Source organism: Massilia phyllosphaerae (genome assembly GCF_034659755.1).
GTDB lineage: Bacteria > Pseudomonadota > Gammaproteobacteria > Burkholderiales > Burkholderiaceae_D > Telluria > Telluria phyllosphaerae.
In genome coordinates this window covers 1,275,131-1,288,871 of sequence record NZ_JAXSQX010000001.1, presented here as the reverse complement: position 1 = coordinate 1,288,871, position 13,741 = coordinate 1,275,131, and the positions used below count along the sequence as shown (strand labels likewise).

Here is a 13,741-nt window from a genome sequence, read left to right as displayed (position 1 = left end):
GGTCAATCGAACATGTGATCGATTTCAGGGCGCGAAACGCCCGAAAACCATGCAGGCAGGATAAAAAATGCCTATGTTAGCGCCTAACATTGCACCAAGACACAGCAAATCACGCAGCTGGTGAAATCGATTTCACAAATAAATCAATGACTTCGTGCATTTCAATGATGGCCTGGACGCGTCGGCTTCGCAGCGTCTTTTGCTTTGCCAAACGGCAAAAAGTTATTTTTGTAACAGACCGCTTGCTGTTGTGCATAAAGCACACTTTCAAAATTAACTTGACATGAGTTTCAGGACCAGCGTGTCAAGGTTCGCAAAACACAGGGATGGTCGCTTCCCATGTTGCTTATATGTCATACAGATGCAATAAAGCAAATTTTTGTAAAACATGGTCAGCAAAACTGGTTATCATTGCAAGAATGCACTACGCCGGCTGGATGGCTCAGCGTGCGCAGTTGCCGAACCTCGTCAATCACTCTGGGAGAGATGCACATGAAAGGTATGACCTTGGCGGCCCTGGCCGGCGCCATCCTGCTCTGCGGCTGCGCCAGCACCGACAATCCGACTACCGGACGGGACACCGTGGCGTCGCGCGGCGAGGCGCCGCTCGGTTCCTACATCAAGAAGAAGTCGGGCACGAACGACAACACCATGCTCGACAAGCAGGCGCTGGAAAACGAACGCCAGATGAACAACGGCAGCATCAACCTGCCGACGCGCTGATCCGGCGCCCGCTGCGCGCGCCCTTTTCCACGCCGTTTTCCTGCCAAGGCGGCGGGCAGTCCGCAGGACCGCCCGCCGCCTTCTTACATCGCCACGCTGGAACGGGTCAACGGGCGCGTTCTCCTTACTGCTGCACGAACACCGCCACGGTGCGCGCCGGCACGCTGAAGCTGCCGCTGGCCTGGTCGTAGGCCGAGGTCTTGACCACCTCGTCGCTGCCGCGCTGCTGGATCCCGTGCAGGGCCAGTGCTTTCCCTTTGAGTTCCGGGATCGCAAAGCGCTTCGCTACCTTGTCGACGTTGAACAGCACGACCACGCGCGCATAGCCGGCGCCCTGGTAAGGGCGCGGCGACGCGCCATCCAGACTCATCACCACCAGTCCCGGCACCTGGTCCGGACCGACGTTGTGGAACTTGAGGCGCTCGATCACGTCCTGGGCGGTGCGCATGCGGAACAGCGTGCTGTCCTTGCGGATCGCCAGGAAATTCTCATACACGTCGCGCGCCTGCACGATCGCGCGGGTATCCGGCTTGATCAGCGGGTTGGCCAGCACCGGCTGCATCAGGCTCCAGTTCGACTGCTCGTTGCCCGCCAGCGGCAGGCCGACGCCGAAGTTGTTGGTCTGGTAGCTGTAGTCCAGGCGGTTGAACCAGTCGCCGGCGTTGTAGGTATCGCGCTGGAGCGACTTGGAGCGCAGGATTTCCTGGCCGGCGTGGGTGAACGGAATGCCCTGGGACAGCAGCACGATCGCCGCACCCAGGCTCTGCATGCGCACGCGGTCGGCCAGCGAGGTCGATTGCGGCAGGCGCATCGCGTTGATGTCGAACAGGGTCTGGCCGTCGTGCGCCTCGACGTAGTTGATGATCTCCGACGGCTTGGCCGTGAAGCCGGCGCGCTGGCCGAAGTAATCGATCTCGGCATTGGTGCGATCGGTGCCGGTGCGGTCGGTGAAGCGGTAGTCGCGCAGGGTACCGGCCAGGGTCACGCGCGCCAGGTCGGCCAGGCGCAAGGCATCGTCGCGGGTCTGGTTCGCCTGCGCGTTGGGATCGGTGTACACGCCGTTGAGGAAGCCCTGCTGGCTGATCAGGGCGCTGCCGTTGTCGCAGCAGCCGCCGCCGTGCATCGTGTCGCGCATGCGGTCGTTGAACGAGCCGATGCCGGTGCCGTACAGGTTGGCCTGGCGCGCCACCGGGAAGCGCACGTCGTTGGCGACGGCGCCGGTGTTCCAGGCTTCGCCGTACAGGTAGATGTCGCGGCCGGCCGCCTTGTTGACGTCCGCCTGCAGGCGCTTGATCAGGTCGAGCGGCGTGAGGCCCATGATGTCGAAGCGGAAGCTGTCGACCTTGTACTGGGTCGCCCACAGCGATACCGAATCGATGATCAACTTGCCCATCATGGTGTTTTCCTGCGCGGTGTCCGAGCAGCAGCTGTCGCCCAGGATGCCACCGCCGGCATTCAGGCGGTAGTAATAAGCGGGCACGATGCGGTCGAGCACCGACAGGTTGCCCTGCATTGCCTGGCTGGTGTGGTTGTAGACCACGTCCATCGTCACCCGCAGGTTGCTGTCATGCAGCGCCTGCACCATGGCGCGGAACTCGCGCACGCGCACGGCGCCGTCGTTGGCGTCGCTGGAATAGCTGCCTTCCGGCGCGTTGTAGTGGACCGGGTCGTAGCCCCAGTTGAAGCAGTCGCTGTCCTGGCTGGCCGCCACCGCCGCCTGCTGGGTCGTGCCATCCGGCGCCCCTGACGGAATCGACGGCGTGCTGCAGCCGGCCTCGTTAACGCTGGCGAAATCGAAGCTCGGCAGTAGGTGCACGTGGGTCATGCCGGCCTTGGCCAGCGACTTCAGGTGGCGCATGCCGGTCGAACCGCCGTCCGTGAAGGCCAGGTACTTGCCGCGGTGCGTCGCCGGCACCGATTCGTCGCTGGCGGAGAAGTCGCGCACATGCAGTTCGTACAGCGCGATGTCGGCCGGGTCGGCCAGCAGCGGCGAGCGGTCGGCATCCCAGCCGGCCGGTTTCATCTGCGGGCTGTCGAGATCGGCCATGAAGCTGCGCGCGCTGTTGGCGCTCAGGCTCACCGAATACGGGTCGGTCACGGTGTTGGCCACCACCTTGTTGCCGGCCCAGCGCGACAGCACGTTGACGGTGTAGGTGTAGTAGGCGCGGTTGACCCATTTGCCGCTCGGTGCCGAGTAGCTCCACACGCCGCTGGCGTCGCGCGTCATCGGGAAGGCGGAAGCGGCGGTGGCATCGGCGCCGCCGTACACGTTCAGGCTGACCGACTTCGCGGTCGGCGCCCACACGCGGAAGGTCGCCATGCCGCGCTTGAAGCTGAGGCCCAGCTGGGCCTGCGCGGCGCCGGCGGCGAACACCTCGTCGAGCATGCCGGCCATCTGCAACGAGGTCGCCTGCACCAGCTTGCCGGCGGCGTCGTACTGGGCGATGGCGAACTGGCCGCTGGCCAGCTCGGCCATGCGGGCGGCATCCTTGTCCGCCAGGCGCAGGCCGGTCGCGCCGGCCAGGTGCGGATACTTGGCGCGCAGCGCGTCCGGCAGCGCGGCCAGGCTCAGGTCGAAGCTGCCGTCGAAGCCGGCAGGGCCGTCCGACGTGAAGGCCAGTCCGCCGTTGGCGGCGTAGAACAGTTTATAGCTGCCGCCCGAGGGCACGCCCGGCCAGGCGAAGGTGGTGGCGGTCAGCCAGTGGGCAGTGGCGCCGGCCAGGTTGCCGAGATTCAGTACCGGTGGCGCCGCATAGATCGTGCAATCGCCTTCCTGCATCCAGATTTCCTGGCCACGGGTGGCGATGTCGGCATTCAGGGCAGCGTACTGGTCGCTGGTGCAGCTCTTGTTGCCGTTGCCGTCGGTCACCAGGAACGAGATCCCGGTCTTGCCGGCTGCCAGCGGGATATCGACCCAGCCGCCGAAGCTGTCGGTATTGCTGAACATGAAGCGGTCGGTGATCCAGGCCGCGCTCGGCGTGCGCGGGCCATCCCAGGAATACACACCCCACTGGGATGTGTCGCCCTGGATGCGGTGATAGTGCATGCGGATGGTGGCGGGCGCCACGGCCGGGGCGTCGGCGGTCGCGCTGGCGGTCACCGCCAGTTGGCGCGAGCCGGATGCGCTGCCCTGCCCGGCCGGGTCACCGGCACCGCACCCGCTCAGGGCGAAGGTGGCCGCGACAAGGCATGACCATGAAGTCAAACTACTTCTGCTTAACATGTTGTCTCCGTTTTCATTCTTATATGAGCTTTTCCGCAGAGGGAAAAGACGATGTCGGCAATCAGCCGCATGTAATATTACTACTAATGCGATGATAAATGCATCGGAGACAACAGTTCGCCGGGCTTGTGGTTGTTTTACCACTCACAGCCGATGGACGAAAAAAAAGCAGGGTCGATGACCCTGCCTTGCATTGCCCGCGGTGCGTGGCTCAGAGAATGTGGGTACCGATCCACCAGGCGATGGCCGCCATGAAGGCCGAGGCCGGGATGGTAAAGATCCACGCCCACACGATATTGCCCGCCACGCCCCAGCGCACCGCCGACGCCTTCTGCGCCGAACCGACGCCGACGATCGCGCCGGTGATGGTGTGAGTGGTCGAGACCGGCACACCGATCGCGCTGGCCAGGAACAGGGTGATGGCACCGCCCGACTCGGCGCAGAAGCCGCCGACCGGCTTCAGCTTGGTGATCTTCTGGCCCATCGTGCGCACGATGCGCCAGCCGCCGAACAAGGTGCCCATGCTGATCGCGGTGTAGCACGAGATGATGACCCACAGCGGCGGCTCCGATGCGCCCGCCTGCGAGGCGCCGGCGAAGATCAGCAGCATCCAGATGATGCCGATGGTCTTCTGCGCGTCGTTGCCGCCATGGCCCAGGCTGTAGGCGGCGGCGGACACCAGCTGCAGGCGGCGGAACCAGGTGTCGACCTTGCGCGGCGGGGTGCGCACGAAGATCCAGGACACGGCCAGCATCACGATCGAACCGAGAATGAAGCCCAGCAGCGGCGACAGGATGATCCACTGCACGGTCTTCAGCAGGCCGCCGCCGACCAGCGCGCCGGTGCCGCTCTTGGCCACGGCCGCGCCCACCAGGCCGCCGATCAGGGCGTGCGAGGACGAGGAAGGGATCCCGTAGTACCAGGTGATGATGTTCCAGATGATGGCGCCCACCAGCGCCCCGAAGATCACGTACTGGTCGACGATATTGGCGTCGATGGTGCCCTTGCCGACCGTTGCCGCCACGTGCACGCCGACGGTGAAGATGGCGACGAAGTTGAACAGTGCCGACATGGCCACCGCGGTCTGGGGTTTCAGGACCCCGGTCGATACCACCGTCGCGATCGCGTTGGCGGCATCGTGGAAACCGTTCATGAAGTCGAAGACCAGCGCTAAAAGGACGAGCAGGCCCAGCACATAAATGCTGATATGAAGATGATCCATGGATTTATTCTTGTTCTCGTCGCGTTACGCGTTCTCGACGATGATGCCTTCGATGATGTTGGCAACGTCTTCGCAGCGGTCGGTGACGGTCTCGAGGATCTCGTAGATCGCCTTCATCTTGATCAGGTTGCGCACGTCCGGCTCGTCGCGGAACAGCTTGGACATGGCGGCGCGCATCACGTGGTCGGCGTCCGATTCCAGGCGGTCGATCTCTTCGCAGATCGCGACCATCTTCTGGGCGTTGTCCATGTTGTGCAGCATGCCGACGGCCTGCTGGACCTTTTCGCAGCAGGCCAGGCACAGCTCGGCCAGGCGCTTGGCTTCCGGGGTCACGGCCTGCAGGTCGTATAGCGAGATCGTTTGCGCGGCGTCCTCCATCATGTCGAGGATGTCGTCCATGCGCGTGATCAGCTTGTGGATGTCGTCGCGGTCGAGCGGGGTGATGAAGGTCTTGTGCAGCAGGTCGACGGTGGCGTAGGTAATCTTGTCCGCCTGTTTTTCGATGCTTTCCACGGCATGGGTGCGGTTTTCGAGGTCGTCGAAGTTGGTCATCAAACCGACCATTTCCTGCGCACCCTTTACGCACAAGGCGGCGTGCTGGTTGAACAGGTCAAAAAATTTGCCCTCCGTGGGCATCAGGCGTCCAAACATGTAATTCTCCGTTGGTAGATCTCTTGGGACTTCTTGAGGGACACGGCGCAAGGTTCCCGCCCAGCTCGCGCCGGGAGGAAACCACGCACCGCATCTATTTTATTTCTATTGTTATTGGCGCTTGCTTACCCGGTTAATCGCCCTGGTAAACACTGAGATTGCCGCTGTAATTGCCGAACTTGGTATACATACCCATCCAGGTCAGGCGGATTGCCCCGATCGGACCGTTACGCTGCTTGCCGATGATGATCTCGGCGGTGCCTTTATCCGGCGAGTCCGGGTTGTAGACCTCGTCACGATACAGGAAGATGATAACGTCGGCGTCCTGTTCGATAGCGCCCGATTCGCGCAGGTCGGACATGACGGGACGCTTGTTCGGGCGTTGTTCCAGCGAGCGGTTCAGCTGCGACAGCGCGATCACCGGGCAACCGAGTTCTTTGGCCAGGCCCTTCAGGCTACGCGAGATTTCCGAAATCTCGGAAGCGCGGTTGTCGCCCGGCTTGGAGCCCTGCATCAGCTGCAGGTAGTCGACGATGATCAGGCCGAGCTTGCCGCACTGGCGTGCCAGGCGGCGCGCACGCGCGCGCATCTCGATCGGGTTCAGCGCCGGCGTCTCGTCGATGAAGACCTGGGCGTCGTTCATCTTCTGGATCGCATGCGTCAGGCGCGGCCAGTCTTCGTCGTTCAGCTTGCCGGTACGCAGGCGGTGCTGGTCGAGCTGGCCGACCGAACCGAGCATACGCATCGCCAGCTGGGCGCCGCCCATCTCCATCGAGAAGATCGCCACCGGCAGGCCGGCTTCGATCGCGACGGCTTCGCCGATGTTGACCGAGAACGCGGTCTTGCCCATCGACGGACGGCCGGCCACGATGACCAGGTCGCCCGGCTGCAGGCCGGAGGTCATCTTGTCGAGGTCGATGAAGCCGGTCGGCACGCCGGTGATCTCGCCCTGGTTTTCGCGGCTGTAGAGTTCGTCGATGCGCTCGACCACCTGGGTCAGCAGCGGCTGCACCGGCAGCCAGCCCTGGGCGCCGCGGGCGCCCTGCTCGGCAATCGCGAAAATGCGTGATTCGGCTTCGTCGAGGATCTGCTTGACCTCGGCACCCTGCGGATTGAAGGCCTTGCCCGACACTTCGTCGGCCACGGTGATGAGTTGGCGCAGCACGCCGCGGTCGCGCACGATCTCGGCGTAACGGCGGATGTTGGCAGCGGATGGCGTATTTTGCGCCATCGCGTTCAGGTATTGCAGGCCGCCCACGTCCTCGGCCTTGCCGAGCTGGACGAGCGATTCGTAGACGGTGATCACGTCGGCGGGTTTGCCGGAATTGATCAGGCGGACCATCTGTTCGAAGATGATCCGGTGGTCGTAGCGGTAGAAATCCTCCGCATGCATGAAGTCGGCAATGCGGTCCCACGCCGCGTTATCGCGCAGGAGGCCGCCGATCACGGACTGTTCTGCTTCAATCGAATGCGGGGGAATGCGGAGCGACTCGATTTGCGGGTCTGCTGGGGTATTCATGGGCGGCATTATACCTGTTTGCCACCGACCGCTGAAATGATTGGTGAGTTTCCTCTAGTAAAAAGAACAAAAAAAAAGCCGGGATAACCCGGCTTTTTCTCATTCTTGCAACAGAACGATTATGCAGCTTCGCCCACGACGGCGATGGTCACGTCGACCACCACGTCGGTGTGCAGAGCGACAGCAACCGGGTGCTCGCCGGTGGTCTTCAGCGGACCGGTCGGCAGACGAACCTGTGCTTTTTCGACTGCGAAACCTTGCTTGGTCAGGGCTTCGGCGATGTCGAAGTTGGTCACGGAACCGAACAGACGGCCGTCGACGCCGGCTTTCTGGGCGATGGTGACGGTCATGCCGTTCAGCTTTTCGCCTTGGGCTTGCGAAGCGGACAGCTTTTCAGCAGCGGCTTTTTCCAGCTCGGCGCGCTTGACTTCGAACTCGGCGACAGCCGAGGTGGTCGCACGGCGGGCCATTTTTTGCGGGATCAGGAAGTTACGTGCGTAACCGTCCTTGACCTTGACGACGTCGCCCAGGTTGCCGACGTTGACGACTTTTTCCAGCAGGATAACTTGCATATTATTCTCCAGTATTTACTTGTGCTCGTTGCCGTAGCGACTTAAGCGTTGTGCAGGTCGGTGTACGGCAGCAGGGCCAGGTAACGTGCGCGCTTGATCGCGGTGTCAACTTGACGCTGGTAGTGCGCCTTGGTACCGGTCAGGCGAGCCGGCATGATCTTGCCGTTTTCCTGGACGAAATCCTTCAGGGTGTCGACGTCTTTGTAGTCAACCTGTTCCACGCCTGCAGCGGTGAAGCGGCAGAACTTCTTGCGCTTGAACAGCGGGTTCTGCTGTTTGCGCTTCAGTTTTTCTTTGGCTTTGTTTTTGTCGAACTTTTTACCGAATGCCATTTGAGGCTCCTGTATCTAAAAACGTGCTCGCTAGTCGATCGACTATTCGGCGGCACTGAAATCAATGATGTGAAACACCAGGGCTTTACTGTGACGGCTCTTCCTGGCGAGAAATCCTGTGAAGCGATGCACTGCGCCCAGTTCGGCGTTGGCGAATCGTCCCGAGATTTCACCCGCGGCGACCGCGGTCATCTCGAACTCGACCTGCCTGGCAATCCCCGCTTCCGTCTGCTGCGACTGGTGCTGCAAGGTCGCGCCGACGATCGGGATGCCGGCCGGGGTGTAACGCAGGGTATCGCGCTCGAGGATGCTGGCAACCAGCGACAGCTCGTTCACTACCCGTTCGCGTAAGCCAGTGGCTTAGGCTGCAGCGGCCGGAGCGGCTGCCTGCTCTGCGCGGTGGCTCTTGGCTGCGTCTTCGCGCTGGACCGACTTCATCATCGGCGACGGCGCGGTTTCAGCCTTCTTCATCTTCACGGTCAGGTGACGCAGCACGGCATCGTTGAACTTGAATGCGGTTTCCAGCTCGACCAGGGTCTCGTTGTCGCACTCGATGTTCATGCAGATGTAGTGTGCCTTCGGCAGTTTCTGGATCTGGTATGCCATTTGACGACGGCCCCAATCTTCGACGCGGTGGATGTTGCCGCCGCGCGAGGTGACCGTGGTCTTGTAGCGTTCGATCATCGCCGGGACCTGCTCGCTTTGGTCCGGGTGGACGATAAACACGATTTCATAATGACGCATGCATTACTCCTTGAGGACGTTAAACAGATGCCCACCTCGGCGTCAAGACGAGTGTGGGAAGGGAAAGCCCAACATTATAACCGGAAAAACGTCAAGCGCTCAATCGGTTTGTGATGCACTGGTTTGTGACAAAAAAATCGCCGAAATCCACGAATCCCCTTGCGTGCAGCGCAATACTGTACAAAAATACAGTCTGTCCCAGCACCCACGATTCACTGACCCCATGCTTAAGCTCACTGCAAGGCAAGAACAGATCCTTAACCTGATCAAGGAAGCCATCGACAACACCGGCTTCCCGCCGACCCGCGCCGAAATCGCGCAAGAGCTTGGCTTCCGCTCGGCCAACGCCGCCGAGGAACACCTGCAAGCCCTGGCGCGCAAGGGCGCGATCGAAATTTCTCCCGGCACCTCGCGCGGCATCCGCCTGCTCGGCGCCACCACGCCGGCCACGCCCGAGCCGGCCGCCATGCCGCACGTGCCGGCAGCCCTGCTGATGTCGCTGCCGCTGGTCGGCCGCGTCGCCGCCGGTTCGCCGATCCTGGCCCAGGAACACGTCGAGGCCAATTACGCGGTCGACCCGGCCATGTTCTCGGCCAAGCCCGACTTCCTGCTGAAGGTCAAGGGCTGGTCGATGCGCGACGCCGGCATCTGCGACGGCGACATCCTGGCCGTCAAGAAGGTCGACAGCGCCAAGAACGGCCAGATCGTGGTCGCCCGCATCGGCGAAGAAGTCACCGTCAAGCGCTACCGCAAGAACGGCACCGTCATCGAACTGCTGCCGGAAAACCCGGACTTCTCGGTGATCACGGTCGATCCGCAGACCGACGAGTTCGCGCTCGAAGGGCTGGCGGTTGGCTTGATGCGTTCCTGGCACTAAGGGATCAGAGCCCGGTTTCTGTTGGGGCTCTGCCCCCCCGGTTTCAGCTGCAACCTCGACCGAAGCCGCAAATAAAACGGCCTGCATTTTTGCAGGCCGTTTTCTTTTGCTGGTGGCTGAACACCGGGGTCAGAGCCCCTCAAAACCGACACCAGGCTCTGCCCCCTGCTCTGCACCCTTGCTCTGTTGGGCTAGCGATTCTCCGCCGGCTCCGGCGGCGGCGCGTTCTTGACCATCTCGTTGTGCTCGCTCACGTACGCCTCGGTGGCATTGCGCCAGGCCGTGAAATCGGCCACCACCAGCTTGCCGCCGACCTGGGTGTCTTCCGCCACTCGCTTGCCGACCTCGTCCAGGTGCGCGGTCGCCTTTTCCGTTTCGCTCGCCGTCATCAGCTTGCTTACGTCTTCGGGGATGCGCTTGGTCAGCGGCATCGACGCGTTCAGGTATTTCACGAAGCGGTTGTGGCAGGTTTCCCAGTCCTTCATCCTGGCGCTGTAGCGGTCGATGTCGTCGTTGACCTTGGACATGGCCGGGAAGCGCGGCGCCGGACAGCGGTAGTCGCCGCTGCGCAGGTCGGAACCATCGTATTTGACGATCCAGTAATCGATGTCGGCGCGGCGCGCCTCGCGCTGCTTCATCAGCTCGAGCGTGGCGATCGCCACCGCATTGCCCTTGGCCGCGGCCTTGCGGAACCATTCGGCGGCCTTGTCCATGTCCTCGAGACCCGCCTCGCCATAGAAATACATCTCGCCCAGGTGCTGCTGGGCCATCACGTTGCCGGCATTCGCCAGCTTGGTGTACTTCTGCAGCGCCTGCGGATAGGCTTTCTTGGCGAACAGGGCGTCGGCGTCGGCGAGCTCGTCCGCTATGACGGCGGTACTGCACATCAAGGCAGCGCAAAACAGGAGAGTTTTCATGACAGGCGTGATCGTAATGGAAAGCAATGTACGATCATAACGCCAGTGTGCCGCCGGCTCAACTGGAGAGCGCGGCGGCATAGGGGGTATTTACCGGAATTTACCGGCTCAGCCGTTCAAGGCGTCGCCGAAATCGCGCAACAGGTCATCGGTGTCCTCGATGCCGACCGATACCCGGATCAGCGACTCGGCGATGCCCATGCTGGCGCGGCGCTCCGCACCCATCTCGAAGAAGATCGTGTGCGCCACGGGAATCACCAGCGTGCGGGTATCGCCCAGGTTGCTTGCCGGGATCGCCACGCGCAGGCGGTTCAGGTAGTCGAAGCAGTCGATGCCGTCCTTCAGCTCGAACGAGAACAGCGAACCCGAGGCGCGGAACAACTCGCTCGTCCGCGCATGCTGCGGATGCGATGCCAGGCCCGGGTAATGCACGGCGGCGACCCGCTCGTCCGCTTCCAGCATGGTCGCCAGCGCCAGCGCGTTGCCGCAGGTGCGCTCCATGCGCAGCGCCAGGGTCTCGGCGCCGACCGCGATGTGGTGCGCCGCTTCCGGCGCCAGCGAGGCGCCGAAGTCGCGCAGCGACTTGGCGCGCAGCTGGGCCATGCCCTGGGCCTGCGGGGCCAGCTTGCGGAAGTTGGGGGCGATGTTCGGGTAGGCGCTCCAGTCGTAGACGCCGGTGTCGGTCAGGGCGCCGCCCAGCGCCATGCCGTGGCCGCCGATCGACTTGGTCAGCGAATTCACCACCAGGCCGGCACCGACCGCCTTCGGACGGAACAGGTAGGGCGTGGTCATGGTGTTGTCGACCACATACAAGATGCCGCGCTGGCGGCACAGCTCGCCGATGCGGGCCAGGTCGGCCACCTGGGTGCGCGGGTTGGCGATGGTCTCGACGAATACCAGGCGGGTGTTTTCCTGGAGTGCGGCTTCGACGTTGGCGACGTCGGTGGCGTCCACGAAAGACAACTCGGTGCCCTGCCCCGCCACGGTGTTCCACAGGCTGTTGGTGTTGCCGAACAGGAAGGAGGACGACACCACATGGTCGCCATCCTTCAGCAGCGCCTGGGCCAGGGCGCCGATCGCCGCCATGCCAGTGCCGAAGCACAGGGTGGCGACGCCGTCTTCCATCTGCGTGATCTTGTCTTCCAGCGCCGACACGGTCGGGTTGCCCTGGCGGCCGTAGCGGAAGCCCGGCTCCTTGCCCTGGAAGACCGAAGCCAGCTGGCGCGCATCGGTGTAGCCGAAGGCGACCGAGGTATGGATCGGCTTGTGCAGGGAGTTCTGCTCGATCGGCTTGCGGCGGTCGTTGTGGAGAATGGTGGTGGTGAAGCCGTAGGGAGTCTTGTCGCTCATGGTCGTTCTTGAAGTTTCGATGCTTGCAAATGAAAACGGGCGCCCGTGGCGCCCGATGATCTTACTTTATTCTGCCGCGACCGCAGGATTCAGGTTCAACTGGGTCCGCACCAGGTCGTCCGACGACTTGCCGGACGACTTGTGGCGGTGGTTCTCCAGCCGGTCCAGGTACTCCGGCGTGATGTCGCCGGTGATGTAGACGCCGTCGAAGCACGAGGCTTCCACGCTGGTCAGCGCCGGATTGACGTCCATGATCGACTTCTTCAGCGCCTCGATATCCTGGTAGACCAGGCGGTCGGCGGTGATCTCGCGGCACACCTCTTCCACCGTGCGGCCGTGGGCGATCAGTTCGTCGCGGGTCGGCATGTCGATGCCGTACACGTTCGGGTACAGCACCGGCGGCGCGGCCGAGGCGAAGAACACCTTGCGGGCGCCGGCTTCGCGCGCCATCTGCACGATCTCGCGGCTGGTGGTGCCGCGCACGATCGAGTCGTCGACCAGCAGCACGTTCTTGTCCTTGAATTCCGAGGCGATCGCGTTCAGCTTCTGGCGCACCGATTTCTTGCGCATGCCCTGACCCGGCATGATGAAGGTACGGCCGATGTAGCGGTTCTTGATGAAGCCTTCGCGGTATTCGACGCCGAGCTTCAGCGCCAGCTGGATCGCGGCCGGGCGCGAGGAATCCGGGATCGGCATCACGACATCGATGTCCTCGACCGGGATCTCCTGGCGGATCTTATCGGCCAGGTATTCGCCCATTTTCAGGCGGGTGGCATACACCGAGGCGCCGTCGATCACCGAGTCCGGGCGCGCCAGGTACACGTATTCGAAGGCGCACGGATTCAGCGACGGGTTCTGGGCGCACTGGCGCGCATGCATGTTGCTGTCGTTGTCGATCCAGACGGCTTCGCCCGGGGCGATGTCGCGCATGAAGCGGAAACCGAGGCCTTCCAGGGCCACCGATTCGCTGGCGACCAGGTATTCCGGGCCGTGCTCGGTCTCGTTGACGCCGATGCACAGCGGACGGATGCCAAACGGGTCGCGGAAGGCCAGCAGGCCGTGACCGGCGATCTGGGCGATCACGGCGTAGGCGCCGCGCACGCGCTTGTGCACCATGGCGACCGCCTTGAACACGGCTTCCTGGTCGAGCGAGTAGCCGTTGGCGGCCTGCTGGACTTCGTGGGCCAGCACGTTGAGCAGCACTTCCGAGTCGGAATCGGTGTTGATGTGGCGGCGGTCGTTGCGGAACAACTCGTCTTTCAAGTGCGCCTGGTTGGTCAGGTTGCCGTTGTGCGCCAGCGTGATGCCGAACGGCGCATTGACGTAGAACGGCTGTGCTTCCTCTTCGCTGGACGAACCGGCGGTCGGATAGCGGCAGTGGCCGATGCCGGAATTGCCTTGCAGCGAACGCATGTTACGTGTGCGGAACACGTCGCGCACGAGGCCGTTGGCCTTGTACATCGAGAACATGCTGCTGTGATTGGTTGCGATGCCTGCCGCATCCTGGCCGCGGTGCTGCAACAGCAGCAATGCGTCATACAACAGCTGGTTGACGGGGGCTTGCGAGACGACGCCGACGATGCCACACATGGTGCGCTCCTAAAACTGACA

At 62.8% G+C, this 13,741-nt stretch carries 13 protein-coding genes; 2 read left to right on the top strand and 11 right to left on the bottom strand.

Features of this window, described 5'->3' with window-relative positions; genetic code table 11:
- Nucleotides 1-492: 492 nt before the first annotated feature.
- Nucleotides 493-723, top strand: coding sequence for a hypothetical protein (locus U1H99_RS05700; RefSeq protein ID WP_323140762.1), 231 nt, complete (start codon nt 493-495; stop codon nt 721-723).
- 124 nt (nt 724-847) lie between these two features.
- Here U1H99_RS05700 and U1H99_RS05695 read toward each other — a convergent pair whose 3' ends face one another.
- The 8 genes from U1H99_RS05695 to rpsF form a co-directional block, all read right to left on the bottom strand.
- The gene (locus U1H99_RS05695) at nt 848-3,928 is read right to left on the bottom strand and encodes an alpha-1,6-glucosidase domain-containing protein (RefSeq protein WP_323140761.1); all 3,081 of its coding nucleotides are present in this window, start codon (nt 3,926-3,928) and stop codon (nt 848-850) included.
- Nucleotides 3,929-4,157: 229 nt separating this feature from the next.
- A complete protein-coding gene (locus U1H99_RS05690; protein WP_323140760.1) occupies nt 4,158-5,168 on the bottom strand; it encodes an inorganic phosphate transporter in 1,011 nt (336 codons plus the stop codon).
- A gap of 24 nt (nt 5,169-5,192) precedes the next feature.
- Nucleotides 5,193-5,819 (bottom strand): DUF47 domain-containing protein, encoded by a 627-nt coding sequence (locus U1H99_RS05685; RefSeq protein ID WP_141833064.1) that lies wholly within the window; start codon nt 5,817-5,819, stop codon nt 5,193-5,195.
- 133 nt (nt 5,820-5,952) lie between these two features.
- The gene (locus U1H99_RS05680; RefSeq protein ID WP_141833062.1) at nt 5,953-7,338 is read right to left on the bottom strand and encodes a replicative DNA helicase; all 1,386 of its coding nucleotides are present in this window, start codon (nt 7,336-7,338) and stop codon (nt 5,953-5,955) included.
- Between the two features lie 119 nt (nt 7,339-7,457).
- Nucleotides 7,458-7,910, bottom strand: a complete 453-nt coding sequence (gene rplI, locus U1H99_RS05675; protein WP_323140759.1) for a 50S ribosomal protein L9 — start codon at nt 7,908-7,910, stop codon at nt 7,458-7,460.
- A gap of 41 nt (nt 7,911-7,951) precedes the next feature.
- Nucleotides 7,952-8,242, bottom strand: coding sequence for a 30S ribosomal protein S18 (rpsR, locus tag U1H99_RS05670; protein ID WP_036249492.1), 291 nt, complete (start codon nt 8,240-8,242; stop codon nt 7,952-7,954).
- Nucleotides 8,243-8,284: 42 nt separating this feature from the next.
- The gene (gene priB / locus U1H99_RS05665) at nt 8,285-8,578 is read right to left on the bottom strand and encodes a primosomal replication protein N (protein WP_323140758.1); all 294 of its coding nucleotides are present in this window, start codon (nt 8,576-8,578) and stop codon (nt 8,285-8,287) included.
- Between the two features lie 24 nt (nt 8,579-8,602).
- A complete protein-coding gene (rpsF, locus tag U1H99_RS05660) occupies nt 8,603-8,986 on the bottom strand; it encodes a 30S ribosomal protein S6 (protein WP_036232978.1) in 384 nt (127 codons plus the stop codon).
- Nucleotides 8,987-9,209: 223 nt separating this feature from the next.
- Here rpsF and lexA point away from each other — a divergent pair, with 223 nt between their 5' ends.
- A complete protein-coding gene (gene lexA / locus U1H99_RS05655) occupies nt 9,210-9,863 on the top strand; it encodes a transcriptional repressor LexA (protein WP_323140757.1) in 654 nt (217 codons plus the stop codon).
- Between the two features lie 191 nt (nt 9,864-10,054).
- Here the strand turns inward: lexA and U1H99_RS05650 are convergent, their stop codons facing one another.
- From U1H99_RS05650 to purF, 3 genes are all read right to left on the bottom strand, one after another.
- Nucleotides 10,055-10,780, bottom strand: a complete 726-nt coding sequence (locus U1H99_RS05650) for a tetratricopeptide repeat protein (RefSeq protein WP_323140756.1) — start codon at nt 10,778-10,780, stop codon at nt 10,055-10,057.
- Nucleotides 10,781-10,888: 108 nt separating this feature from the next.
- Nucleotides 10,889-12,130, bottom strand: coding sequence for a cystathionine gamma-synthase family protein (locus U1H99_RS05645; protein ID WP_323140755.1), 1,242 nt, complete (start codon nt 12,128-12,130; stop codon nt 10,889-10,891).
- A 66-nt stretch (nt 12,131-12,196) separates the two neighbouring features.
- Complete coding sequence (gene purF / locus U1H99_RS05640; RefSeq protein ID WP_323140754.1) at nt 12,197-13,720, bottom strand: amidophosphoribosyltransferase; 1,524 nt, start codon at nt 13,718-13,720, stop codon at nt 12,197-12,199.
- Nucleotides 13,721-13,741: the final 21 nt, after the last annotated feature.